Source organism: Planobispora longispora (assembly GCF_016863135.1).
Lineage (GTDB): Bacteria > Actinomycetota > Actinomycetes > Streptosporangiales > Streptosporangiaceae > Planobispora > Planobispora longispora.
Genome location: NZ_BOOH01000019.1, coordinates 518,140 through 541,568, shown reverse-complemented (window position 1 = coordinate 541,568; position 23,429 = coordinate 518,140). Strand labels below are relative to the sequence as shown.

Genomic DNA, 23,429 nt, shown 5'->3' with positions numbered 1-23,429 from the left:
CAGGCGCGTGATCACTCCGGGAGCGACGAGGCGGAAGCCGTACTGTAACGTCGCCGGAAAAGAGCGAGCGAGGAGAGTGCGGATGAGCCGGTCAGTACGGGTCCTCTGGGATGACGCGCTCACCTCCTACGATTTCGGCCCGGGGCATCCGCTCGCGCCCGTCCGGGTCGAGCTGACCATGGCGCTCGCCCGGGAGCTGGGCGTGCTCGACGCGGTCGAGATGACCGGCTGCGCGTCCGCGACCGACGACGAGCTGGCGCTGGTCCACAAGCGCGACTACATCGAGGCGGTCAAGCGGGTCTCCGCGACCGGGCGGCCCGACCGGGCCGCCGGGCTCGGCACCGAGGACAACCCGGCCTTCGCCGGGGTGCACGAGGCGTCGGCGCTCATCGCCGGGGCCACGCTGGCCGCCGCCCGCGCCGTGTGGACGGGCGAGGCCGAGCACGCGGCGAACGTCGCGGGCGGGCTGCACCACGCCATGGCGAGCACCGCCAGCGGCTTCTGCGTCTACAACGATCCGGCGGTGGCCATCGCCTGGCTGCTGTCGCAGGGCGCCACCCGGGTCGCCTACGTGGACGTGGACGTGCACCACGGGGACGGCGTGCAGGCGCTGTTCTACGACGACCCCCGGGTGCTGACCGTCAGCCTCCACGAGAGTCCCCGGACCCTCTTCCCGGGCACCGGTTTCCCCGAGGAGCGCGGCGCGGAGGGCACCGCGGTCAATGTGGCCCTGCCCGCCGGATGCGGCGACAGCGGCTGGCTGAGGGCCTTCCACGCGGTGGTGCCGCCGCTGCTGCGGGAGTTCGCCCCGGAGGTTCTGGTCACCCAGCACGGCTGCGACAGCCACGCGCTCGACCCGCTGGCCCATCTGATGCTCAGCCTGGACGGCCAGCGAGCCGCCTACGCCGCGCTGCACGAGCTCGCCCACGAGACCGCGGGCGGCCGGTGGATCGTGACCGGGGGCGGCGGATACGAGCTGGTGCAGGTCGTGCCGCGGGCCTGGACGCACCTGCTCGCCGAGGTCGCCGGGCGCCCGCTCGACCCGGCCACCGCCACCCCGCCGGAGTGGCGCGGGCTCGTCAGGGAACGGACCGGTCAGACGCCGCCGCTGAGGATGACCGACGGCAGAAACCCGGAATTTCAGGACTTCGCCGGTGGTTATGATCCAGCGGACCCCATCGATCGGGCCATCCTGGCGACCAGGAAGGCCGTGTTCCCCTTCCACGGACTGGATCCACTGCCGTGACGCCGTTACTCGCCCGTGAAGATCTTGTAGAGCATCTGATCCGGACCCGGATCGCCGGTGACGTGGCGACCAGCCGGGAGAACAACCTCGACCACTACCGGTCGCTGGCCAACCGCGACCCCCGCCACATGTTCGGGCTCTCCATGGGAGAGGGCTGGTCCTACCGGGACATCCTGGAGCTCATGGCCAAGTCCGCCGGCGTGGTGGCCGATCCGAAGCACCGCGACGGCCAGGACACCATCGACCCGGAGCGCACGATCGACGCGACCGAGGCGATGGGCGACGTGATCGCCGGGGTGCTCCGCGCCGGGAACGCGAAGATCCTCCTGGCCACCGGGCACCCCACGGGCCTGCTCACCATCCACATGGCGCTGGCCAGGCTGGCGCGCGAGCGGGGGGCGACGCTGATGGGCCCGGCCGAGGACTGGTCCTACTGGGGCTCCGGGTTCGGCCGCAGGCGCAAGATCCGCTACCTCGACGACGTGGCCATGCTGGACGACCGGGGGGCCTTCGTCCACACCCACGACGCGGCCCCGATGGAGGCCATGATCGCGGAGATGGGCGACGACCGCCCCGACCTGGTGATCGCCGATCACGGCTGGGCGGGGGCGGCCGGGGAGGCCGGGATCCTCACCGTGGGATTCGCCGACAGCAACGACCCGGCCCTGTTCGTCGGGGAGGCCGAGGGCAAGATCGCGGTCACCGTACCCCTCGATGACAACGTGCTTCCGCGTGACTACGCTCCGCTGACCCGGCATCTGCTCGCGAGGGTCGTGAGCGGCCTCTGAGGCAGGGGGGACGCCAATCCGGCCGTCCCTATACGGGCTTTTCGCGCCTGCATTCCACGGATCTCGTGCACCGCTTGCCAACTTTTTGGTGATTGCGGGCGACTCTAATGGGAAATGGTTGGTCCGTTCCAAGATCGAGGTGAGGGGGTCGGGCCGGCCGCTGGCCAGCGAGTTTCGGTATTTCGATGACATGGGACTGCGAAGACTGAGAAACTAGGGGGTTTGCTCTCTCGGAGTCCCGCCTTACGCTGACGGCAGTAGACGTGCGTGAGCGATGGCACCAGTGGGGATAACCCGGAAACACGTGCGGAAGAGGCGTCCGATGGGTGCAGGCGAAAGACCTCTCAGCGAGGTGAAGTTCCTGACGGTGGCAGAAGTGGCCACGGTCATGAGGGTGTCCAAGATGACGGTGTACCGGCTCGTGCACTCGGGTGAGCTGCCGGCCATCCGGGTCGGCCGATCCTTCAGAGTGCCTGAGCAGGCGGTGCACGACTACCTCAGGGAGGCCTACATCGAGGCAGGTTGAAGCGAGCCCTGACCGGTTCTCCGGCCCGGCCGGAGTCCGGAGGGCCCTTGCTCCACCGAGGTAGTGACCGAGGCAGCGGTGCGCGAGGCGTGCCGCGAGACGGAGCACTCGGGTCCCCCGGGGGCGATCCACCGCGGATCGCCGGTAGTCTGTTGAACCGGTGTGCTCCGCGCACCGGTTCGGCAACACCCGCTACCAGTTACCTGGGGGTCCCGTGGGCTCTGTGATCAAGAAGCGCCGTAAGCGCATGGCGAAGAAGAAGCACCGCAAGCTTCTCAAGAAGACCCGCATCCAGCGGCGTAACAAGAAGTAACAACGCGGATCTGCGAGGCGTCGATGACCCACACCGTGCTCGTCACCGGGGTCTCACGCCACATCGGCGCCCGAGTGGCGAGCGTTCTCGCGGCTGACCCGGACATCGGCCGGGTCATCGGAGTGGACACGGTGCCGCCGCCCTCGCTCTCACGTGATGGCGGCGTACCTCTCGGACGGACGGAGTTCGTCCGCGTCGATCTGCGCAGCCCCGACATCGCCCAGGTGATCGCGGCCGCCGACATCGACACCGTCGTGCACATGAGCCTGGTCAGCGCTCCCCCGAGGAGCGGTGGCCGCGCGCTCATGAAGGAACACAACGTCATCGGCACCATGCAACTGCTGGGCGCCTGCCAGCGGTCCGCGACGGTCCGCCGCGTCGTCGTGCGCTCCACCACGGCGGTGTACGGCTCCTCGCCGCGAGACCCGGCCGTCTTCACCGAGGACGCCGAGCCCGGCGAGCCGCCCACCCACGGCTACGCCAAGGACGCCTCCGAGGTGGAGGGCTACGTCCGCGGCTTCGCCAGGCGGCGCAGGGACGTGAGCGTGACCACCCTCAGGTTCGCCAACTTCATGGGGCCGGGCGTCGACTCGCCGCTGACGCGCTACTTCTCCCAGCCGTTGCTGCCCACCGTGTTCGGCTTCGACCCGCGGCTGCAGTTCGTCCACGAGGACGACGCGGTCGAGGTGCTGCGCCGGACGGCGATGGAAGACCACCCCGGCACGTTCAACGTGGCCGGGGACGGCGTGCTGCTGCTGTCGCAGTGCGTCCGGCGGGCCGGGCTGCTCTCGCTCCCGATCCCCTCGCCGGCCTTCCGCCTCATCGGCGACCTGGCGCGCGGGGCGGGGATGATGGACTTCTCGCCCGAGCAGCTCCGCCTGATGTGCCACGGCAGGGTGGTGGACACCGCCCGCCTGGTCCAGGCCCTGGGCTGGAAGCCCAAGTTCTCCACGAGCGCCGCCTTCGAGGACTTCCTGCACTCCCGCGGGATGGACGGCGGGCTCCCCGCGGCGATGGTGGACGCGCTGTCCCATATGGTGACGAGATAAGCGCCTGCACGGCGGCGGGATGAGCACCCGAACGGTGACGGGGTGAGCGAGATGGCCAGTGCGCACGAGGAGTCCCGGAACGGGTTCCACGGCGGATCCCACGATGCCCAGGTGATCCCCATCGATCGGGGCCGCTCCTCCCGCGGCGCGGGCGGGTTCGCCGACTTCGACGGGGCGCTGGACCCGGAGGACGACCGCCGCCTGGCCGAGCTGCTGGCGTTCGTCCGGCGCCGCATCGCGGGAGAGTACGAGGTCGACGAGTTCGGATTCGACGCCGAGCTCACCGACAAGGTGCTGCTGGAGATCATGCGCCCGCTCTACCGGCACTGGTTCCGCGCGGAGACCGTCGACGTCGAGAACGTCCCGGGCGAGTCCGGCGCCCTCGTCGTGGCCAACCACTCGGGCACCATCCCGCTGGACGCGCTGATGCTCCAGGTGGCCCTGCACGACGACCACCCCGACCGGCGCGCTCTCCGTCTCCTGGGCGCCGACCTGGTCTACCAGCTGCCCCTCCTCGGCCACCTCGCCCGTAAGACCGGTCACACCCTGGCCTGCCGGGAGGACGCCGACCGGCTGCTGCGCAAGGGCGAGCTGGTGGGGGTCTTCCCCGAGGGGTTCAAGGGGGTCGGCAAGCCGTTCTCGGAGCGGTACAAGCTCCAGCGGTTCGGCCGCGGGGGGTTCGTCGCCTCGGCCATCCGGGCCGGGGTCCCGATCGTCCCCTGCGCGATCGTGGGGGCGGAGGAGATCTACCCCAAGATCGGTGATCTCCGTTTCCTCGCCCGGGCGCTGGGCCTGCCGTACCTGCCGATCACCCCGCTCTTCCCCTGGTTCGGCCTCCTCGGGCTGGTCCCGCTCCCGTCGAAGTGGCTGATCGGCTTCGGCGAGCCGATCCGCACCGACGAGTACGACCCGTCCGACGCCGACGACCCGATGCTGGTCTTCAACCTCACCGACCAGGTCCGCGAGGTCATCCAGCAGCAGCTGAACGAGCTGCGGCTGCGCCGGGGGCACGCCTTCCCGCCGTTCCTCTGAATCGTTCCCCGCCGTCCCCCCGGCCGTTCGCCGAGCGCCGCCCTCCGGGTGCCCGGTGAGCGTCGTCATCCGGGTGCCCGGTGGGCGCCGCCGCCTTCTGGTCTTTCGATGAGTGCCACGTGACGGATTTTTATTAGTCTCCGCGTCTAACAACGCGTGCTTTCGGCCGGTATGGTGTGGTCAGCATCGAGCTTCCGAGCCGTGGGAGTGGCCATGGGCGCACGCCGTACCGCGATGAGAGCCGCGATCGCCGGACTGGCGGTCGGGGCGGCAGTGGGAGTCGCCCGGCGGCGGGAGGGGCGCGTCCGGGAGGTCCGCCAGAGCCTCGGCGGGCACCGGGGGCGGCCGGTCACGGTCACCACCGGCGACGGCGTCCAGCTCGCGGTGGACGTGGAGGAGGCCGAGGCGCCGGAGTTCGCCGTGGTGTTCGCGCACGGCTGGCTGATGAACCGGCACTGCTGGCACTTCCAGCGGGAGGCGCTCAAGGGCCGGGCGACCCTGGTCTTCTACGACCAGCGCGGGCACGGCGGCTCGGCGTGCGGGGCGTTCGACGAGTGCACGATCGACCGGCTCGGCGACGACCTGGCCGCGGTGATCGAGCAGGCGGTGCCCGAGGGGCTGCCCGTGGTGCTGGTCGGGCACTCCATGGGCGGAATGACGATCATGGCCTTCGCCGGGCGGCATTCCGGGACGCTGGCCCGGCGGGTCGCGGGCGTGGCGCTGCTGAGCACGTCGCCGGGGCGGCTGCGGGACAGCACCTTCGGGCTGCCGGGACCCATCGGGCGGCTCGCGCCCGTCGTCACCCCGATCATGTTCGACCGCCTGCTCGCCCGGGCCGCGTTCATCGACCGCAGGGTCGCGATCAAGACGCGCACCAACCTTCCGGTGACCCGCTACGTGGCCTTCGGGCCCGGCGCGCGCCGCGACCACGTGCGGTTCGTCAACGACATGGCCGTGGCCACGCCGACCGAGGTCATGGTCGGCTTCTACCGGGACTTCCTCGTCCACGACAAGCTGAAGGCGCTGGCCGGGCTCTCCTCGGTGGAGACCCTGGTCATGGTGGGCTCACGCGACCGGATGACGCCGCAGGCGCACAGCCGCCGCATCGCCGACGCCCTGCCCGGGGCCCGCCTCCAGGTCGTCCCCGGGGCCGGCCACATGATCGGCCTCGAACGCCCCGAGATCGTCAACGCGGCCCTGGAGGACCTGTTCGACCGCGCCGTGCGCCGTACGGCGGCGCCGGAAACCGCCTGACCACCCCTCGCCGCACCGGCGCCGGGCAGGAGCGGAGGCGGGGCGGCGGTGGGACCGGGGCGCGCGGCGTACAGCCCGGGGTGGGACCGTGTGGTTTCCGGCAGGGGCCGGGGCGCGCGGCATACGGCGCGAGGCCGGGGCGTGGGGTTCCCGGCGGGGTCAGGTGGCGCGGTAGTGGCGGCGCAGGGCGATGGCGGCGGCCACGCCGCCGGCCACGGCGCCCGCCCCGGCGGCGATCGGGAGGCCGATCATCGTGGCCTTGCGGCCGGTGCGGAAGTCCTTGATCTCCCACTTGTTGGTCCTGGCGTACTCGCGCAGCTCGGAGTCCGGGTTGATCGCGGTGGGGTGGCCGACGATGGAGAGCAGCGGCAGGTCGTTGGCCGAGTCGCTGTAGGCCGAGCAGCGGGTCAGGTCGAGACCCTCCCGCCGGGCCAGGGCCCGGATCGCCTCCGCCTTGGCCGGGCCGTGGAGGAGGTCGCCCACCAGGCGCCCGGTGTAGACGCCGTCCACGGTCTCGGAGACGGTGCCGAGGGCGCCGGTCAGGCCGAGGCGCTGGGCGATCACGCGGGCGAGCTCGACCGGGGTGGCCGTGACGAGCCAGACGCGCTGCCCGGCGTCCAGGTGGCTCTGGGCGAGGGCGCGGGTGCCGGCCCAGATGCGGTCGGCCATGGCCTCGTCGTAGATCTCCTCGCCGAGGCGGATGATGTCGTCGACCTTGCTGCCCGCCACGAACGCCAGCGCGGTCTCCCTCGCCTTGGCGATGTGCTCGGGGTTCTCGTCCCCGCGGACCCGGAAGACCGCCTGGCCGAGCGCGAACCTGAGCAGGTCCTTGCTGGTGAACAGGCCGCGGGAGGCCAGGCCGCGGGCGAAGTGGTAGATCGAGGCGCCGCGCATCATCGTGTTGTCGACGTCGAAGAAGGCCGCCGCGGTCGGGTCCGGGTCGGCCATCGGCATCGCGATGGCCGCCGCGGCCGCCACCTCTCCGGCTGCCTGCGCCTCGCTCCGCCGTCGTATCAGCCGCTTCATAGCACCTCAGCTTAACTGGCGGAGGTAGATGAAATCGGTATACATCGCGTTAGCGGAGTGTGACGTTTCGCGAATAACGTCACATGAGGGTGCCAATCGGGCGTCACCCCCCCGTCAGCCGGGGGCCGTCAATCCCTCGATGTAGTTGAGGTAGCCGCTGGCCCTGCGCTGGTCCTCCTCGTCCATCTTGGGGAGCATCCCCTCGATCTGGTTGCGCTGTTCCTGGACGAAGCGCCGGATGGTGCCCCTGGTCGCCGCGTCGCGACGCTGCACCCGGGTGAGGGAGGTGATCGCGGACCGGGTGGTGTCCTCCATCTCCTTGAGGGTCTCGCCGACCAGGCTGCCGCCCCGCGCGGCGGATCCGAGCAGTTGCTCGACCTCTCGGGCCCGGACGGAGGCGGATCTGAGCTCGCGGTCGGCCCGCTCCGCGTCGTCGGCGCTCATCTCGAGGAGGGTGTTCTCGGCGGCGCGTTTGAGGGGGTAGAGCGTGTCGCCCGGCACCGACTCGTAGGTGGCCATGCCGGCGGCCACCATGACCGTCACCAGGCCCATGCTCAGGATCTGGGGGAACAGGGGGAGGCGCGGCCTTCGTCGGGCCGGAGGTCTGCGATGGGTCGGCGGTCTGCGGGGGGCCGGAACCTCCTCCGCGGGGAGGGAGTTCTCCCGGGGCGTGTTCATCAGGCGTTCCCGCAGATCGGCGCGGAACTCCGGGCGGGGGGCGGCGCCCATGCGGGTACCGAGCCGCGACAGCCGACGCTGGATGCGCTGTTGCGAGCTCCGTGAGATTCCGGGCAGCCACTTACCCATGAACGCTCCCTGCCGCCCCCGGAAGATGATCCATCGGTGCTATCTGCCTAACGATGGCTTGCCGCGTGAGGTTACGCGATGTGCCCCTGTCGTCATGGTCAGCCGAGATCCGAGGGGAGCGCGCGGGCGAGCGCCCGGATCGCGCGGAACTGCAGGGCCTTGATGGCGCCGCTCTTCTTGCCCATGATGAGCGCGGTCTCGGCCAGGGACATGCCGTGCAGGAACCGCAGGACCACGCACTCCTGCTGTTCGGGCCGGAGGGCGCGGACGGCGGTGAGCACCCGCTGGCTGATCATCGCGCTGACGACGGCGTTCTCCGGGATGTGGGGACCGTCGAGCGGCGTCTCGAACACCTCGGCCGTGGAGACTTCAAGCCGGTAACGGCCGGACTTGAAATGGTCGGTGACCAGATTCCTGGCGATGGTCACGAGCCAGGCGCCGAAGTCACGCCCCTGCCAAGTGAAGTCCGTGATTCGGCGAAGCGCCCTGAGGAAGGTCTCGCTCGTGAGATCCTCGGCGAGCGGGTGGGATCCGACCCGCAGGTAGATGTAGCGGTACACCAGGTCGAGGTAGCGGTCGTAGAGTGCGCCGAACGCCTCCGTGTCGCCGGTCTTGGCGCGGAGGACGAGCGTGCGCAGTTCCTCCGCCGTGTCCTCGTGCACGAGGAGATCGTTGCTGTGGGTAGGTCGGGCGACCCCGGTGGCGGCGGGGAGCGCTCCGGCGAACGGCCACGTGTCTGGCATCCGGTATCCCTGGGGAGAAAGGGTGCGGCGTGCTCGCCCACTCTAGAAATCATCAGGAAATTCCACAATCCACCTCGCACTGTCGTGACTGGGGGTAGTCGGCGTATACGGTGTGGGGCCGGGTGTCCGCGGGGCGGGCTCCTCCGGCCCGGCCGCCGCACGTCAGGGCCGGGCCGTACGCCCGGCTACCGGTCGGAGGGCAATGTCCGGCAGCATTGGAGGCACCATGGAAGTCCTTGTCGCCGTCATCGCGTCCGTCGGAGCCGTGCTCGCCGCCATCGCCACGGTCGCCCTCATCAGCCGGCTCCGCAGCGAGCCCAAGGGCTGGCTGATCGCCTGGAGTGTCACGACCGCAGCGCTTTTCGTGTCACTGGGCGTAGTCGCCGCCGGTCATCTGATCGGATTCGGGGCGGTCACATTCCGGGTGTACCAGCTGACCGGATCGATGCTGGCCCCCCTCTGGCTGGCCGTCGGAGTCGTCCAGCTGCTGGCCCGCAAGTCCGCCGCCAAGTTCGGCGCGTGGCTGCTGGGGGGCGGCCTCACCGTCGTGGCATCAGTGATCATGACGTTGGACCCCCTCGCCGAGGAGGAGTCGTTCGGCAAGGCCCTCCCGGTCGCCGGTGAGCACTGGGACCTGCCCCCGTCCTACCTCCTGACGGCCGTCCACGTGATCGCCGCGCTGGTCCTGCTCGGCGGGATCGCGCTCTCCGTGCTGCGCTGGCGCGACGGCGACGACTACGACACCGACAACATGCACGCGCTCCTGGTCGTCGGCCCCACGGGCCTGGCGATGATCGGGGCCTTCACCTTCACGGTCCCGGGCATGGTCGTGGCCGTGCTGCTCCTGGTCGTCACCGCCGCCGTCTGGTACGCCGTCCTGCGGCCCCTCGCGCCCTACGAGGACGATGACGACGACTTCGAGGACGAGGACGACTGGGAGGAGCGGCGCCCCAGCCGCCGTCCGGCGCCCGACCAGCACAACGACGTCCAGGTCGCGGGACGGCGCATGCCGGCCGACCAGGCCTCCCCGATGGTGCCGGAGCAGTCCTCCCGCCGCTCGGGCCTCGGCGACCTCGTCGCCGAGTACCGCGCGGGCGAGCGGAACGTCGACTACGCGGCGCGCATGGGGCAGGGATCCCCCACCCAGGACGACCCGTTCGACGGTCCCGCCACCGGCACCTTCATGGCCGGCGAGTACGGCATGCCCGCTTCCGACCGGCCCGGCGGCGACGACCGCGCCGGGAACTTCCCGAGGACCGGGCAGTTCGGCATGCCCGCCGCCGATCCGGCTCCCGGCGGCCCGATGACCGGCGAGTACAACATCCCCCTCGACGAGTACGGCCTGCCGGACCCCTCCCACGGCGCCCGGCAGGCCGACAGCCTCCGCCCGATGCCCGCGGAACAGGCGTTCGGCGCCCCGCCGGGCCCGGCGTACGGCCTGCCCGCCGAGCGGCTGGGCGGGGACGCCTCGACGCGGCCGTCGCCGAGCATCTACGGGCTCCTGACGGTTTTCACCCTGATCGACGGGACCGGCGAGGGGTTCGACCGGCTGGCGGAGGACACGGTCGAGGCCGTCCGCCAGAACGAGCCCGACACCCTGATCTACACCTGCCACTCGGTGAAGTCGGCCCCGCTCCAGCGCATCATCTACGAGATCTACCGGGACGAGGTCGCCTACGCCGAGCACCAGCGGCAGCCGCACGCCGAGCGGTTCGTCGCGGAGCGGCAGAACATGGTGCTCGCCACGAACGTCATCGAGCTCAACGTGAACGCCGCCAAGGTGCTGCCCCTGCCGACGGCGTTCAGGCTCTGATTCCAGGAGGGGCGCGACGGCCTCTCAGGAGGGGCGCGACGGCCTCCGGGAGCCGGCGGCGCTCAGGAGCCGAGCGCGGCCCGCAGGCGCTTCTCGTCGACGCGCCAGAAGTCGTGCTGCACGCCGTCGATGAGAGTGACCGGAATCATGTCCCAGTATTTCGCCTGGTCCTCCTCGGAGGCGGTGATGTCGCGCTCCTCCCAGGGAACGCCCAGTTCGGCGGCGACCCGTTCGATCACGGCCCGCGCGTCGTCGCACAGGTGGCAGCCGGGCTTGCCGAGCAGTGTGATGCGGTGTTCCTGCGGTGACATGCCCGCCACGTTACGGGTGTCCCGGCGGTCCCGCGCACCCGTCCCCGGCGCCGGGCCGGTCGCAGGCGGAACTTCTGGAATGCGCTGAGTGGGGGATCACTTTGTGCACCGGTTCACAAAGGGACTAACCTGGATGACAGTGGCCTCACCTCGTCATCCGTTGCGTCCGGGCCGCGCCGGTCGCCTGTCCCCCTGGAGCTCCGGCACGTGATTCGCCGTCTGTCCCAAGCTCGTGAACGTGGCATCCCCGAGGCGACCGTCGCCCGGCTGCCGCTCTATTTGCGAGCGCTGAACGGCATGTCCGAGCGGGGACTGGCGACGGTGAGCTCGGAGGACCTGGCGGTCGCCGCGGGCGTGAACTCCGCCAAGCTCCGCAAGGACCTCTCCCACCTGGGGTCCTACGGCACGCGCGGGGTCGGCTACGACGTCGAATATCTGATCTACCAGATCTCCCGTGAGCTGGGTCTCACCCAGGATTGGGCCATCGCGATCGTCGGAGTGGGTAACCTCGGACGGGCACTGGCCAACTACGGAGGGTTCGTCTCCCGGGGGTTCCGGGTCGCCGCGCTCCTCGACGCCGACCCCGCCGTGGTGGGCGACCGTATCGCGGGATTGAATGTGGAGCACATCGACGAGCTGGAGGCCGTTATCAGACGGCGGGGAGTGTCGATCGTGGTGCTCGCGACACCGGCGGCGGCGGCCCAGCAGGTGGCCGACCGGGTCATCGCCGCGGGGATCACCAGCATCTTGAACTTCGCCCCCGTCGTGCTTTCCGTGCCCGAAGGCGTCGATATCCGTAAGGTCGACCTATCGATCGAGCTGCAGATCCTCGCGTTCCACGAGCAACGCAAGACGGATCGGATGACTGGGGGGGCCGCGATGGCCGAGGAATGGCCCGAGGCGGTGGACCTGTGACTGCACAGAGAACGGCGGAGAGCCGCCGCGAGCGGACGCGAGGCGACCGCCGGACGGGCGGGCGCGGCGAGCGGGTCCGCCGGCGCGACGCGTTCGCGGGCTCCGGGCCGTCGGGCGAGAGGGGCGTCGTCCGATGAGCGTCCTCGTCGTCGGCCTGAGTCACCGGACGGCTCCCGTCGCCCTGCTGGAACGCGTCTCCGTCTCGGGCGACCGGCTGGCCAAGCTGCTGCACGACGTCCACGGCGCCGCGTGCGTCGCGGAGGTCATGGTCGTCTCGACCTGCAACCGGGTCGAGGTCTACGCCGTCGTGGACCGCTTCCACGCGGCGGTGAACGAGATCTCCGAGCTGCTCAGCGTCCATTCGGGCGTCCCGAAGGAGCAGCTCTCGTCCCACCTGTACGTGCACTACGAGGACCAGGCCGTCGAGCACCTGTTCTCGGTCGGCGCCGGCCTGGACTCCATGGTCGTCGGCGAGGGGCAGATCCTCGGCCAGGTACGGCAGGCGCTCCGCCTCGGCCAGGAGCGGGGCACCCTCGGCGCGACCCTCAACGAGCTCGTCCAGCAGGCGCTGCGCGTCGGCAAGCGGGCCCACGCCGAGACCGGCATCGACCGGGCGGGCGCGTCCCTGGTGGGGGTGGGCCTCACCCTCGCCGAGCGGACCCTCGGCCAGGTACGGGGCCGCAGGGCCCTGGTGGTCGGCGCCGGTTCGATGAGCGCCCTGTCCGCCGCGACCCTGCAGCGGGCCGGGGTGAGCGACATCGTGGTGGTCAACCGGACCCACGAGCGCGCCGTACGGCTGGCGCAGACGGTCGGCGGCCGGGCCGCCCCCTTCTCCGACCTGGCCGCGGAGCTGGCGGAGGCCGACCTGGTCATCTCCTGCACCGGCGCCACCGACGTGGTCATCACGGCGGACATGGTGACCCCGCGGGAGATGTTCCTGCTCGACCTCGCCCTGCCGCACGACGTGGATCCCGCCGTCCGGCTGCTGCCCGGCGTCACCCTCGTCGACCTGGAGTCCATGCAGGAGGGCGGGGCCGAGACCGGCGCCGACGACGGCGGCCGGGTCGAGGCGGTCGCCGCGGTGCGCGGGATCGTCGCCGAGGAGGTCGCGGCCTACCTGACGGCCGAGCGCGCCGCGCGCGTCACGCCGACCGTGGTCGCGCTGCGGAGCAAGGCGGCCGAGGTGGTGGAGGCCGAGCTCGCGCGGCTCGTGGCGCGGGTCCCGGAGGTCGAGGGCCGGGTCCGCGACGAGGTCACCCAGACCGTCAGGCGCGTGGTGGACAAGCTGCTCCACGAGCCCACCGTGCGTGTCAAGCAGCTCGCGGAGTCTCCGGCGGGCGATCATTATGCGGAAGCGCTGCGTGAGCTGTTCAATCTGAACCCGAGGGTTCCCGACGCGGTCAGGCGCGTCGAGACGATCGACATGGAGGTGGACCGGTGACGGGCCCCCTGAGGATGGGAACGCGTCGGAGCCTCATGGCCACGACGCAGTCGGGGCTGGTCGCCGCCCGGTTCACCGAGCTGACCGGCCGGGCCGTCGAGACGGTCGGCGTCACCACCTACGGTGACGTGACCAGGGCGAACCTGACGCAGCTGGGCGGGACCGGCGTCTTCGTCAGCGCGCTGCGCGACAAGCTGATCGAGGGCGAGATCGACTTCGCGGTGCACTCGCTGAAGGACCTGCCCACCACTCCCGACCCGCGCGTCGTCATCGCCGCGATCCCGCCCCGTGACGACTGCCGGGACGCCCTGGTCGCCGGGGGGAAGCTGGCCGACCTGCCGCCGGGAGCGAGGATCGGCACGGGCTCGCCGCGGAGAATCGCCCAGCTTCGTATGCTCCGTCCTGATATCGAATGCGTTCCGATCCGCGGCAACGGCGAGACCAGGATCGGCAAGGTCACCTCCGGCGAGCTGCACGGCGTCGTCCTGGCCGCGGCCGGGCTCGTCAGGCTCGGCCGGGAGGCCGAGATCGCCCAGATCTTCGAGGTCGAGGAGATGCTCCCGGCCCCCGGCCAGGGAGCGCTGGCCGTGGAGGTCCGCTCCGACCGGGCCGATCTGATCGAGCTGCTGGGCGTGCTCGACGACCCCGTCACCCGCGCCGCCGTGACGGCCGAGCGCACCGTGCTCAACGCCCTGGAGGCGGGCTGCGCCGCTCCGGTTGGTGCGTTCGCGGCCGTCGACGGGCAAGATCTGAACCTGACCGCGGCCGTCGTCGCCATCGACGGCGGGACCGCGGTGCGCAAGTCCACCGCCGGGACCTCTTCGGCGGCCGTGGATCTGGGCCGCGACCTCGCGGCCCAGATGATCGCAGAAGGGGCCGGCACGTTGATGGGGGAGCAGACACATTGAGCTCCGGAAGTACCACCTTCGAGCATCCCGCGGGACTCGTCGCCTTCGTCGGCGCGGGACCGGGTGACGAGGGCCTGCTCACGCTGCGCGGGGCCGACCTGCTGGCGAAGGCCGACCTCGTCGTGCTCGACCGGGAGGCGTACGGTTCGCTGCTGCGCCACTGCCGCCAGGACGTCGAGATCGTCGACGACTCCGGGGCGGGAGCGGTCTCGATCGAGGCCGTGACGGCGGCCAAGGCGGGTCGCGGCGTCGTACGCCTGTGCGCGGGCGACCCGATGTTCTTCTCCTCGATCACCGAGGAGGTCGCGGCCTGCACCGCGGCGGAGGTGGACTTCGAGATCGTGCCGGGGGTCCCCCCGGCGACGGCGGTGCTCGCCTACGCGGGCATCCCCGCGGCGGTCTCCGTGCCCGAGTTCCGGGTCGTGGACGCGTCCATGGTCGGCGACTGGGGCACGCACGCGGCCTCGGCGGGAACCCTGGTGATCTACAACGGGATCGCCGACGCCGTGGCGATCGGCAAGGCGCTGGTCGCCGCCGGCCGGCCGGACTCCACGCCCGTCGCGATCAGCAGCTCGGGCACCACGACGGAGCAGTACACCGTGGTGACCACGCTCGGCCGGATGGCGCCCGACCTCAAGCACGCCGGGATGACCGAGCCCGCGCTGATCGTGGTCGGCGAGGCCGTCGGCATGCGCGAGCGGCTGTCGTGGTTCGAGACCAAGCCGCTGTTCGGCTGGCGGGTGCTCGTGCCCCGCACCAAGGAGCAGTCCGCCGGCCTGGTCGAGCAGCTGCGCTCCTACGGCGCGGTGCCCGAGGAGGTCCCGACGATCTCCGTCGAGCCGCCGCGCACCCCGCAGCAGATGGATCGGGCGATCAAGGGCCTGGTCACGGGCCGCTACGAGTGGGTCGCCTTCACCAGCGCGAACGCGGTCAAGGCCGTGCGCGAGAAGTTCGAGGAGTACGGCCTGGACGCCCGCGCCTTCGCCGGGCTGAAGGTCGCCGCCGTGGGCGAGGCCACCGCGCGGGCCCTGGTGGAGTTCGGCGTGAAGCCGGACCTGGTCCCGACCGGGGAGCAGTCGTCGGAGGGCCTGCTGGCCGAGTGGCCGCCGTACGACTCGATGCTCGACCCGATCAACCGGGTCCTGCTGCCGCGCGCCGACATCGCCACCGAGGCCCTGGTCGCGGGCCTGACCGAGCTGGGATGGGAGTGCGACGACGTCACGGCCTACCGGACCGTGCGCGCGGCGCCGCCGCCCGAGGAGATCCGCAACGCGATCAAGGGGGGCGGCTTCGACGCGGTGCTGTTCACCTCCTCCAGCACGGTGCGCAACCTCGTCGGCATCGCCGGCAAGCCGCACAACGTCACGGTGATCGCCGCGATCGGCCCGCAGACCGCCAAGACGGCCGAGGAGCTCAACCTCCGCGTCGACGTGATGGCGGACAAAGCATCGGCTTCCGCCCTCGCCGCCGCGCTCGCCGAGTATGGTGCGAAGCAGCGTCAGGCCGCCCTGGCGGCTGGAGAGGTGCCGCGCCGGCCCTCCCAGACCCGCCGCGGGGCCCGCCGTCGCGCCAAGTGATCTGAGGGGAAGACCACCATGACCGCCCAGTTCCCCGCCGCGCGCCCGCGCAGGCTCCGCCGTACGGCGCCGATGCGCCGCATGACGGCCGGCACGAGGCTGCACCCCGCCGAGCTGGTGCTGCCGATGTTCGTCAAGGAGGGCCTCGCCGAGCCGCAGCCCATCGGGTCGATGCCGGGCGTGTTCCAGCACACCCGCGACTCGCTGCGCAAGGCCGCCCACGAGGCGGCCGAGGCGGGGGTCGGCGGGCTGATCCTGTTCGGCGTCCCGGCGGTGAAGGACGCCCGCGGCTCGGCCGCCGACGACCCGGCCGGGATCGTCCAGCAGGCGGTCGCGGACCTGGCCGCCGACGTCGGCGACACGATGGTCGTGATGACCGACACGTGCCTGGACGAGTTCACCGACCACGGGCACTGCGGCATCCTCACCCCCGCGGGCGAGGTCGACAACGACGCCACCCTGGAGCGCTACGCGGCCGCCGCGGTGGCCCAGGCGCGGGCGGGGTCGCAGGTGATCGCGCCGAGCGGGATGATGGACGGGCAGGTCGCCGCCATCCGCGCGGCGCTGGACGGCGAGGGCTTCGAGCAGATCCCGATCCTGGCCTACTCCGCCAAGTACGCCTCGGCGTTCTACGGCCCGTTCCGCGACGCCGCCGAGTGCGCGCCGCAGTTCGGCGACCGCAGCGCCTACCAGCAGGACCCGGCCGGGCCGATCGGCGAGGCGCTGCGCGAGGTCCGGCTCGACCTGGCCGAGGGCGCCGACGCGGTGATGGTCAAGCCCGCGCTGGCCTACCTCGACATCCTGCGGCAGGTTCGCGACCTGGTGGACGTGCCGGTGGCGGCCTACCAGGTCAGCGGGGAGTACGCCATGGTCGAGGCCGCGGCGGCCAACGGCTGGATCGACCGGGAGCGGGCCATCACGGAGTCGCTGGTCGCGATCCGCCGCGCCGGGGCCGACCTGATCCTCACCTACTGGGCGACCGAGGCGGCCCGCCGACTGACGTGAGTTTCTGTTCCGCGATGCGGTGAGACTCTTCGCACATGCCCAGAACTGGGGGTTTGCCACCAGGAGGTGGAATGGGTGCGTTAGAGTTCGATGACCGGTGCGGATGTGTCCCAGGTGGCGTAGACCTCTGAGTGTCTCCCTTTGTCTGCCAGAGATGGATATGTCGTATTCGGGTATGACGCGGGGCACGCGGACAACGGAGGACACGCATGGTGGGGGTACCGCTGGCTCGTCGTACCAGGCGACGGGCTCATCCGAAACAGCAGATCGTCACGTCCGTGATGGAGTACGCCTCGCTCGGCTGGGCGAGCTGTCCCGGCGCGCGGCCGCTCGCGAACGGCGCGCGGGCCTGCTCCTGTGATCGCGTCGGCTGCCCCGACGTGGGCAACCACCCGATCTCGCGCGCCTGGCAGATGCAGGCCACCACCGACACCGCCCTGCTCGCCCACTGGTGGCGCAACGAGCCCGAGGCGAACATCGTGCTGCCCACCGGACGCGTCTTCGACGTCTTCGACGTACCGGCGGCGGCGGGGCTCGCCGCCCTCGCGACGACGGACGCCGCCGGAACCGCATCGGGCCCGGTCGCCGTGAACGGCGACCGGGTCCTTTTCTATGTGGCCACCCGCAACACCTCCGCCGACGAGGACGAGTGGTGGTCGTGCCCCCTCGACTACGGCCCCTCGACCATCGAGGAGATGCCCGGCCTGCGCTGGCACTGCCGGGACAGCTTCGTCCTCGCCCCGCCCTCCCTCCTGGCGACCGGTCAGCCCGCCGCGTGGCTGCGCCCCCCGGACGGCCGCCCGCTGCCCGACCCGCTCCGCGTCCTGGACATCCTCGCCGACGTCTGCGAGTGACCCCCCCGCGCGCCATCACCGTGCGCAGCACGGCCATGAACACAGCCCGGCCCCCCTGCCCCGTAATCTGGGACGGTGAGCCGTACTGAGAACTCCGAGGACCTGTTCGCCCGCGCCCGCCAGGTCGTCCCCGGGGGTGTGAACTCCCCGGTCCGCGCCTTCGGCGCCGTCGGCGGCACGCCCCGTTTCATGGCATCCGGCCAGGGACCGTACATCACCGACGCGGACGGCAACCGCTACGTCGACCTGGTCTGCTCCTGGGGCCCGATGATCCTGGGGCACCGGCACCCGGCCGTGATCGAGGCCCTGCAGGAGGCGCTGGCGCGCGGCACCTCGTTCGGCACGGCCACGGCCGGCGAGGTCGAGCTCGCCGAGGAGCTCGTCGACCGGATGGCCCCCGTGGAGAAGGTCCGCCTGGTCAGCTCGGGCACCGAGGCCACCATGTCCGCCGTGCGGCTGGCGCGCGGCTTCACCGGCCGGTCCAAGGTCGTCAAGTTCGCCGGCTGCTACCACGGCCACGTGGACGCCCTGCTCGCCTCGGCCGGATCGGGCCTGGTCACCTTCGGCCTCCCCGACACCCCCGGGGTGACCGGCGCCTCGGCCGCCGACACCGTCGTCCTGCCGTACAACTCGGTCGAGGCCGTGACGGAGGCCTTCCGCACGTTCGGCGACGAGATCGCCTGCGTGATCACCGAGGCGTGCCCGGCCAACATGGGCGTCGTCCCGCCGGCGGACGGTTTCAACGCCACGCTCCGCGAGCTGTGCACCGCGCACGGCGCGCTGCTGATCATCGATGAGGTGCTGACCGGTTTCCGCGTGTCGAGGTCCGGGTGGTACGGCCTCGACCCGGTGGACGCCGACCTGATGACCTTCGGCAAGGTCATGGGCGGCGGCCTGCCCGCCGCCGCGTTCGGCGGCCGGGCCGAGGTGATGGCCCACCTGGCCCCGGAGGGCCCGGTCTACCAGGCCGGCACCCTCTCCGGCAATCCGCTGGCCTGCGCCGCCGGACTGGCCACGCTGCGCGCCTGCGACGACGAGGTCTACGACCGGGTGGACGCCTCTGCGCTGGTCATCGGCCGGGCCGCCGCCGACGCCCTGGCCGCCGCCGGGGTGCCGCACCGCCTGCAGCGCGCGGGCAGCCTGTTCTCCATCTTCTTCACCGACGAGCGGGTGACCGACTTCGCCACGGCGCAGAAGCAGAACACCGCCGCCTACCGGGCCTTCTTCCACGCCATGCTCGACCAGGGCGTCTACCTGCCCCCGTCGGCCTACGAGGCGTGGTTCCTGTCGGCGGCCCACGACGACGAGGCCCTGTCCCGCGTCGCCGAGGCCCTCCCGGCCGCCGCCAAGGCCGCCGCCCAAGCTTTCGTGTAGACCCGTCCGTTGGTCACCGCTAGATGATCCTTGCGACCGCCCGCTTGGCTGATCGAGGACGTGAGTTACGTCTGCCGATAGAACGGGACGCGCCGCCAGTCGCACTCGGCGGTGACGGAGGCGAATGCGGTCAGCGGTCGGGGCGACGGTGGAGTATGTCACCGTCGCCCTGACCGGAAGATATCGTGATCAGTGGCTACTACGGCAAGGGCCTCGGCGCTTCGTGCTCTCGGGACAGAGCGCCCTTCTGGCCCTTATGAGGGATCTTCGCAGCCGGACCTGAACTTGCTTTTGCCGCTGTAGTCGAAATATGTGGTTCCGTTGGGGCTACGCGCCTCGATCGCCGTTACCCAGGTCTCTCCGTTGATGCAACCCGCGGTCGTTCCGAAACGTCCGTTTCCGCGCCAGGAGCGGCCGACCGGAGTCTCGTACCCACTGTCCCACTCCATAAGCGTCACCTTGAACTTCCAGCCGTTGGAGCATCCACTCGTGTTGACGGCTCCGTAGACAACTCCTAAGGAGCGGATGGAAGGCTTAGAGAAGGTCCAGGTGCAGCTGGCTGACTCCGTCTGTGCCTGAGCGGGGATCGCCATGAAGGAAGAGCCGACTAGCGCGGTTGCGGAAAGCGCTATCGCCCTTATGGTGTTGGATCCTGCCATTAGATTCCTCCGGTTAGGCGGTCCAGGGATGAATCGTTTCCCGGCTTGGTGGATGATCCTTCCGAGAGGGGAGCCCGCCTGAGACTCACCATGATCTCCTGACGAAGCAGGCGCCGATGGGTTTCATTGCGTAACCCTTGCCGAGGTGGTGTCCCGACGGCCACAGCCTGACATTGAAGTAACTGACCTCGTAGTAGGGGAAGGACGTGATGGACCCGTACTTGCGCTTGGGGACGTTGTAGGTGGCGCTCTGTGTGATCGTCCACGCCCTCTTCGTGTTGTATCCGACTCCGGCGTCCACGACCGACTTTGAGACGCTGACTTCGGCGCTCCACGACGACTCAGCCGTGGCCGAGCGAGTGAGGGTGATGCTCTTCGGGCCAGGACCACCGGAGACGTAATCCATCTCGTCCATGCCGCAGACGTGGCTCTTGTCGTAGACGACCACTTCTGCCCTCGGAATGATCTTTGCGTCGGCCGCACTCGCGGAGACCGGAGTGATTGTGGCTGCTAGGGCGATAATCGCAGTTGTGGCGAGCTTAACCTTGCGAGACATGATAATTATGCTCCTTGTGTATTAAGGGAATCCGGGAGCGGAGCGTTCTATCGTTTCTTCTCGCGGCTTCCCTTGGTTGTGGGCTGCCGGCCCCATGTGGTTCTTCTCGTCAATCCCCTTTCTTTGATTGGAAGGTGCTCCGTTTGGGCGAAGTTATTCTTTTAGATAATTCCTGTCAAGATCTTGCGCAGCCATGATTCGTCAGCTATGGAAAAGTTGAATTCTTAATAGTCCGCTCGTTCTTGAGTCTGGATTAGGGGTGTTCTTGCAGGTCGAATCGGTGAACTCCGGCCGCCGGCGCCGAATTGCAGTCGGATTGCAGATGGGTCAACATGCGATCATTGGCTATTGAGTCGGCGTTGCGGTCATGATCTGCCGGTTCTGGCGGCGGGTTATCGCAATGCGTGGCTACGTAAATGGGAACGGTGCGCCGTGACCTGAGTCGGAAAGGCTAAATCTCCTGACGGGATGGTTGTTTATGATTCTCTGGTTGCCGTTCGCTCGAAGGTGTGGACGCGGCTGCGGGTATGAGCAGATGGGCGGCAGGGCCGGCATGGCTCGTTGTGCGGGGCGCACGACCGGAGGGGCCAGAGGGTGATCAAGATGCGCTGAGGCGATGCAGGAGCGCCATGTGGGTCGTAGCGTTCCCGGTAGTTGGACTCAGCGTGATCGCCGAAGGGAGTGGAGAGGCGACCCTGACCACACGGGCAGCGAACGCGACCTCCGAGAGGCGTCGGTTACCGAATTCGACACCGCGACCCAGACGTCGACAGCCCTCTGGTGATTCAGTGTGCGAAGAGTTTTTTCATTTTCTCATTTAGAATCGCTACATGTTGGACCTCAACCGGCTGAAGGCCCTGCACGCCGTGGCCACCTACGGATCGGTGGGCGCGGCGGCCGACGCGCTGATGGTGACGCCGTCGGCGGTCTCGCAGCAGCTCGCGAAGCTGGAGCGGGAGACCGGCGCCACCCTGCTGGAGCGCAACGGGCGCGGGGTGCGCCTGACGGACGCGGCGGGGCTGCTGGCCGACCACGCCGGGCGCATCCTCGCCCTGGTGGAGACCGCCGAGGCCGACTTCGAGGCGCTGCGCGGCGAGGTGGTGGGCCGGTTGAGCATCGCGGCCTTCCCCACCGCCGCCCGGGGGCTGCTGCCGGGGGCCCTGGTCCGCCTGCGCGAGCGCCACCCCGACCTGAGGATCCAGCTGCACGAGCGGGAGCCGGAACGGCAGGTCCGCGAGGTCACGCGGGGCGAACTGGACCTGGCGGTGATCCAGGACTGGATGAACCGGCCGATGGCCATCCCCGAAGGGCTGTCGCGGGTGACCCTCTTCGACGACGTCGCCGACGTGATCCTGCCCGCCGGCCATCCCCTGGCGGAACGGGCGGAGATCGAGCTGTCCGAGCTGGCCGGGGAGCGCTGGATCAGCGGCTCGCCCGGCACGGTCTGCCATGACTGGCTGGTCTACACCCTCCGCGCGGCCGAGGTGGAGCCGGACATCACCTGCATGGCGGACGAATATCCGACCCAGCTCGCGCTCGTGGCGGCGGGGCAGGGCTGCGCGATCATCCCCCGGCTCGGGCGCGACTTCTTCCCGGAGGGGGTGCGGATCGTGGCGGTCCGGCCCCGCCCGATCCGGAGGATCTACGTGCTCTGGCGCGCCGACGCCGCCCGCCGCCCGGCGATCCGCGCCGCCGTCGACGCCCTCAAGGCGGTCTCGGAGGGCTTCCAGGCGCGTTACGCCGCCGACGGCGCGTTCCCGCTGGACGGCCACGGCGGCATGTTCCCGCCGGACGTTCCCGACGGCGCGCTCTCCCCGGAGCGGGCCGGCGACGAGGTGCTCCCGCCGCGCCACGCCGCGGGTTCCCCCGCACGTGAGTCGGTCTTCCCTGCCGCTACCAGTCGGTAGGCTGACCGGACCATGGCTGAGATCACCGTCGTTCATCTCCTGCGCCACGGCGAGGTCCACAACCCCGCCAACGTTCTGTACGGCAGGCTGCCGGACTACCACCTGTCGGAGAACGGCAGGCGGATGGCCGAGACCGTCGCCGCCTCGATCGCCGGACGCGACGTCGTCGCCCTGTTCTCCTCCCCGCTGGAGCGGGCGCAGGAGACCGCCGCCCCGATCGCGAAGACCTTCGGCCTGGACGTCACGGTCGACGAGCGCCTCATCGAGGCCGGCAACGTCTTCGAGGGCGTCCGGGTGGGCAACGGCGACGGGGTGTTCCGCAACCCGCGTTACTACCGCCACCTGTGGAACCCGCTCCGCCCCTCCTGGGGGGAGCCGTACAGCGAGGTGGTCGCGCGGATGCGGGGGGCGATCCTGTCCGCCCGCGCCGCGGCGCGCGGGCACGAGGCGGTGCTGGTCAGCCACCAGCTCCCCATCTGGATCATCCGGCTGGCGGCCGAGGGGCGGCGGCTCGTGCACGACCCGCGCCGCCGGCAGTGCGGACTCGCCAGCCTCACCAGTCTCACCTTCGAGGAAGATCGGCTGGTGAGCGTGGGCTACGGCGAGCCGGCGGCCGCGCTCGTCCGACGCCCCACTGTGCCGGGCGCCTGACCCCGCGGGTAGAGTGACTGCTCTACCGCCTGTAGTACAGGGAGATCCTTCCGCCGATGCGCGCCACATCGTCCGCTGCCGCCGTCCTGGCCGCCGTCGTCCTCGTCGCGGGAGCGGCCGGATGCGCCGGGAGCCCGCAGTCGCAGCCGCAGGCGGGGGACACGCGCTTCGTGGCAGGTGATGGGGAGGTCACCTTCTTCGCGGTCGCCGACCGTAGGATTGCCCCCGCGATCGAAGGGCCGACGCTCACCGAGGACACCGTCTCGCTCGCCGCGTACCGAGGCAAGGTCGTGGTGCTCAACTTCTGGGCTTCATGGTGCGTGCCCTGCCGGGCCGAGGCTCCGGTACTGAAAGACATCGCCGCCAAGACCAAGGCGGACGGCGTGGAGTTCCTCGGAATCAGCATCAAGGACCGCAAGGCCGCAGCGATCGCTTTCGAGAACAGCCAGAGTCCTGGCTATCCCAGCATTTTCGACCAGCCCGGCAAGGTCGCACTCGCTTTTCAGGGCAGCGTGCCTCCGGCCTCCATCCCCGCAACTCTGATCATCGATCGTCAGGGCCGCATCGCCGCGCGCGCCCTCGGCGCGGTCAAGTACAACGACCTGCTCGACGCGGTCACCAAGGTCAGCGATGAGAAGTAGACGATGAGAAGCAAGCGCCTGCCCCCGGAGTCC

At 70.5% G+C, this 23,429-nt stretch carries 23 protein-coding genes; 18 read left to right on the top strand and 5 right to left on the bottom strand.

Annotated features, from left to right (window positions below):
- Positions 1-82: 82 nt before the first annotated feature.
- The 7 genes from Plo01_RS13700 to Plo01_RS13670 all read left to right on the top strand — a co-directional run bounded on the left by Plo01_RS13700 (position 83) and on the right by Plo01_RS13670 (position 6,208).
- Positions 83-1,246, top strand: coding sequence for an acetoin utilization protein AcuC (locus tag Plo01_RS13700; RefSeq protein WP_203890913.1), 1,164 nt, complete (start codon positions 83-85; stop codon positions 1,244-1,246).
- The gene (locus Plo01_RS13695) at positions 1,243-2,034 is read left to right on the top strand and encodes a phosphatase (RefSeq protein WP_203890912.1); all 792 of its coding nucleotides are present in this window, start codon (positions 1,243-1,245) and stop codon (positions 2,032-2,034) included. The genes Plo01_RS13700 and Plo01_RS13695 overlap by 4 nt, the downstream gene beginning before the upstream one ends.
- A 322-nt stretch (positions 2,035-2,356) precedes the next feature.
- Positions 2,357-2,560, top strand: coding sequence for a helix-turn-helix domain-containing protein (locus Plo01_RS13690; protein WP_026214222.1), 204 nt, complete (start codon positions 2,357-2,359; stop codon positions 2,558-2,560).
- A 214-nt stretch (positions 2,561-2,774) separates the two neighbouring features.
- Positions 2,775-2,873 (top strand): 30S ribosomal protein bS22, encoded by a 99-nt coding sequence (locus Plo01_RS13685; RefSeq protein ID WP_018654693.1) that lies wholly within the window; start codon positions 2,775-2,777, stop codon positions 2,871-2,873.
- A gap of 23 nt (positions 2,874-2,896) precedes the next feature.
- Complete coding sequence (locus Plo01_RS13680; protein ID WP_203890911.1) at positions 2,897-3,922, top strand: NAD-dependent epimerase/dehydratase family protein; 1,026 nt, start codon at positions 2,897-2,899, stop codon at positions 3,920-3,922.
- A 111-nt stretch (positions 3,923-4,033) separates the two neighbouring features.
- On the top strand, positions 4,034-4,954 hold the full coding sequence (locus tag Plo01_RS13675) for a lysophospholipid acyltransferase family protein (RefSeq protein WP_239316243.1): 921 nt from the start codon (positions 4,034-4,036) through the stop codon (positions 4,952-4,954).
- Positions 4,955-5,167: 213 nt separating this feature from the next.
- Positions 5,168-6,208 carry an alpha/beta fold hydrolase gene (locus Plo01_RS13670; RefSeq protein ID WP_203890909.1) on the top strand — a complete coding sequence of 347 codons (1,041 nt, stop codon included), beginning with the start codon at positions 5,168-5,170 and terminating at the stop codon, positions 6,206-6,208.
- A gap of 159 nt (positions 6,209-6,367) precedes the next feature.
- Here the strand turns inward: Plo01_RS13670 and Plo01_RS13665 are convergent, their stop codons facing one another.
- The 3 genes from Plo01_RS13665 to Plo01_RS13655 form a co-directional block, all read right to left on the bottom strand.
- Positions 6,368-7,234, bottom strand: a complete 867-nt coding sequence (locus Plo01_RS13665; RefSeq protein WP_203890908.1) for an HAD family hydrolase — start codon at positions 7,232-7,234, stop codon at positions 6,368-6,370.
- A 114-nt stretch (positions 7,235-7,348) separates the two neighbouring features.
- Positions 7,349-8,041 (bottom strand): DUF5667 domain-containing protein, encoded by a 693-nt coding sequence (locus tag Plo01_RS13660; RefSeq protein ID WP_203890907.1) that lies wholly within the window; start codon positions 8,039-8,041, stop codon positions 7,349-7,351.
- 98 nt (positions 8,042-8,139) lie between these two features.
- Positions 8,140-8,784 (bottom strand): sigma-70 family RNA polymerase sigma factor, encoded by a 645-nt coding sequence (locus tag Plo01_RS13655; protein ID WP_203890906.1) that lies wholly within the window; start codon positions 8,782-8,784, stop codon positions 8,140-8,142.
- A gap of 226 nt (positions 8,785-9,010) precedes the next feature.
- On the opposite strand from Plo01_RS13655, the gene Plo01_RS13650 reads away from it, so the two are divergent.
- Positions 9,011-10,597: an antibiotic biosynthesis monooxygenase gene (locus Plo01_RS13650; protein WP_203890905.1), complete on the top strand. Its 1,587-nt coding sequence runs from the start codon at positions 9,011-9,013 to the stop codon at positions 10,595-10,597.
- Between the two features lie 62 nt (positions 10,598-10,659).
- Here Plo01_RS13650 and Plo01_RS13645 read toward each other — a convergent pair whose 3' ends face one another.
- Positions 10,660-10,908 (bottom strand): glutaredoxin family protein, encoded by a 249-nt coding sequence (locus Plo01_RS13645; protein WP_203890904.1) that lies wholly within the window; start codon positions 10,906-10,908, stop codon positions 10,660-10,662.
- 207 nt (positions 10,909-11,115) lie between these two features.
- Between Plo01_RS13645 and Plo01_RS13640 the strand changes: the two genes are divergently transcribed.
- The 7 genes from Plo01_RS13640 (at position 11,116) to hemL (ending at position 18,982) form a co-directional block, all read left to right on the top strand.
- A complete protein-coding gene (locus Plo01_RS13640; protein WP_203890903.1) occupies positions 11,116-11,823 on the top strand; it encodes a redox-sensing transcriptional repressor Rex in 708 nt (235 codons plus the stop codon).
- 133 nt (positions 11,824-11,956) lie between these two features.
- Positions 11,957-13,264 carry a glutamyl-tRNA reductase gene (locus Plo01_RS13635; RefSeq protein ID WP_203890902.1) on the top strand — a complete coding sequence of 436 codons (1,308 nt, stop codon included), beginning with the start codon at positions 11,957-11,959 and terminating at the stop codon, positions 13,262-13,264.
- A 35-nt stretch (positions 13,265-13,299) separates the two neighbouring features.
- Positions 13,300-14,172, top strand: a complete 873-nt coding sequence (hemC, locus tag Plo01_RS13630) for a hydroxymethylbilane synthase (protein ID WP_239316240.1) — start codon at positions 13,300-13,302, stop codon at positions 14,170-14,172.
- Positions 14,169-15,749 (top strand): bifunctional uroporphyrinogen-III C-methyltransferase/uroporphyrinogen-III synthase, encoded by a 1,581-nt coding sequence (locus Plo01_RS13625; protein ID WP_203890901.1) that lies wholly within the window; start codon positions 14,169-14,171, stop codon positions 15,747-15,749. Before hemC ends, Plo01_RS13625 begins: the two co-directional genes overlap by 4 nt.
- Positions 15,750-15,767: 18 nt before the next feature.
- Positions 15,768-16,754, top strand: coding sequence for a porphobilinogen synthase (gene hemB / locus Plo01_RS13620; protein WP_203890900.1), 987 nt, complete (start codon positions 15,768-15,770; stop codon positions 16,752-16,754).
- A 209-nt stretch (positions 16,755-16,963) separates the two neighbouring features.
- Positions 16,964-17,608 (top strand): bifunctional DNA primase/polymerase, encoded by a 645-nt coding sequence (locus Plo01_RS13615; protein ID WP_203890899.1) that lies wholly within the window; start codon positions 16,964-16,966, stop codon positions 17,606-17,608.
- 75 nt (positions 17,609-17,683) lie between these two features.
- A complete protein-coding gene (gene hemL / locus Plo01_RS13610) occupies positions 17,684-18,982 on the top strand; it encodes a glutamate-1-semialdehyde 2,1-aminomutase (protein WP_203890898.1) in 1,299 nt (432 codons plus the stop codon).
- Between the two features lie 744 nt (positions 18,983-19,726).
- Here the strand turns inward: hemL and Plo01_RS13605 are convergent.
- On the bottom strand, positions 19,727-20,197 hold the full coding sequence (locus Plo01_RS13605) for a hypothetical protein (protein WP_203890897.1): 471 nt from the start codon (positions 20,195-20,197) through the stop codon (positions 19,727-19,729).
- 830 nt (positions 20,198-21,027) lie between these two features.
- On the opposite strand from Plo01_RS13605, the gene Plo01_RS13600 reads away from it, so the two are divergent.
- Genes Plo01_RS13600 through Plo01_RS13590 form a run of 3 tightly spaced genes read left to right on the top strand, consistent with a single transcriptional unit; the run spans position 21,028 to position 23,396 of the window.
- Positions 21,028-22,104 carry a LysR family transcriptional regulator gene (locus Plo01_RS13600; protein ID WP_203890896.1) on the top strand — a complete coding sequence of 359 codons (1,077 nt, stop codon included), beginning with the start codon at positions 21,028-21,030 and terminating at the stop codon, positions 22,102-22,104.
- A gap of 12 nt (positions 22,105-22,116) precedes the next feature.
- The gene (locus Plo01_RS13595) at positions 22,117-22,755 is read left to right on the top strand and encodes a histidine phosphatase family protein (RefSeq protein WP_203890895.1); all 639 of its coding nucleotides are present in this window, start codon (positions 22,117-22,119) and stop codon (positions 22,753-22,755) included.
- 56 nt (positions 22,756-22,811) lie between these two features.
- Entirely contained in the window at positions 22,812-23,396 is a 585-nt protein-coding gene (locus tag Plo01_RS13590; protein ID WP_203890894.1) for a TlpA family protein disulfide reductase, read from the top strand.
- Positions 23,397-23,429 lie beyond the last annotated feature (33 nt).

Excerpts from the sequence above, each read along its gene's own strand:
- Plo01_RS13605 (WP_203890897.1), bottom strand. The coding sequence starts at position 20,197 with ATGTCTCGCAAGGTTAAGCTCGCCACAACTGCGATTATCGCCCTAGCA.
- Plo01_RS13680 (WP_203890911.1), top strand. The coding sequence starts at position 2,897 with ATGACCCACACCGTGCTCGTCACCGGGGTCTCACGCCACATCGGCGCC.
- Plo01_RS13650 (WP_203890905.1), top strand. The coding sequence starts at position 9,011 with ATGGAAGTCCTTGTCGCCGTCATCGCGTCCGTCGGAGCCGTGCTCGCC.
- Plo01_RS13615 (WP_203890899.1), top strand. The coding sequence starts at position 16,964 with ATGGTGGGGGTACCGCTGGCTCGTCGTACCAGGCGACGGGCTCATCCG.
- Plo01_RS13635 (WP_203890902.1), top strand. The coding sequence starts at position 11,957 with ATGAGCGTCCTCGTCGTCGGCCTGAGTCACCGGACGGCTCCCGTCGCC.
- Plo01_RS13645 (WP_203890904.1), bottom strand. The coding sequence starts at position 10,908 with ATGTCACCGCAGGAACACCGCATCACACTGCTCGGCAAGCCCGGCTGC.
- Plo01_RS13690 (WP_026214222.1), top strand. The coding sequence starts at position 2,357 with ATGGGTGCAGGCGAAAGACCTCTCAGCGAGGTGAAGTTCCTGACGGTG.
- Plo01_RS13700 (WP_203890913.1), top strand. The coding sequence starts at position 83 with ATGAGCCGGTCAGTACGGGTCCTCTGGGATGACGCGCTCACCTCCTAC.
- Plo01_RS13660 (WP_203890907.1), bottom strand. The coding sequence starts at position 8,041 with ATGGGTAAGTGGCTGCCCGGAATCTCACGGAGCTCGCAACAGCGCATC.
- hemB (WP_203890900.1), top strand. The coding sequence starts at position 15,768 with ATGACCGCCCAGTTCCCCGCCGCGCGCCCGCGCAGGCTCCGCCGTACG.
- Plo01_RS13595 (WP_203890895.1), top strand. The coding sequence starts at position 22,117 with ATGGCTGAGATCACCGTCGTTCATCTCCTGCGCCACGGCGAGGTCCAC.
- Plo01_RS13590 (WP_203890894.1), top strand. The coding sequence starts at position 22,812 with ATGCGCGCCACATCGTCCGCTGCCGCCGTCCTGGCCGCCGTCGTCCTC.
- hemC (WP_239316240.1), top strand. The coding sequence starts at position 13,300 with ATGGCCACGACGCAGTCGGGGCTGGTCGCCGCCCGGTTCACCGAGCTG.
- Plo01_RS13670 (WP_203890909.1), top strand. The coding sequence starts at position 5,168 with ATGGGCGCACGCCGTACCGCGATGAGAGCCGCGATCGCCGGACTGGCG.
- Plo01_RS13665 (WP_203890908.1), bottom strand. The coding sequence starts at position 7,234 with ATGAAGCGGCTGATACGACGGCGGAGCGAGGCGCAGGCAGCCGGAGAG.
- Plo01_RS13655 (WP_203890906.1), bottom strand. The coding sequence starts at position 8,784 with ATGCCAGACACGTGGCCGTTCGCCGGAGCGCTCCCCGCCGCCACCGGG.
- Plo01_RS13600 (WP_203890896.1), top strand. The coding sequence starts at position 21,028 with ATGTTGGACCTCAACCGGCTGAAGGCCCTGCACGCCGTGGCCACCTAC.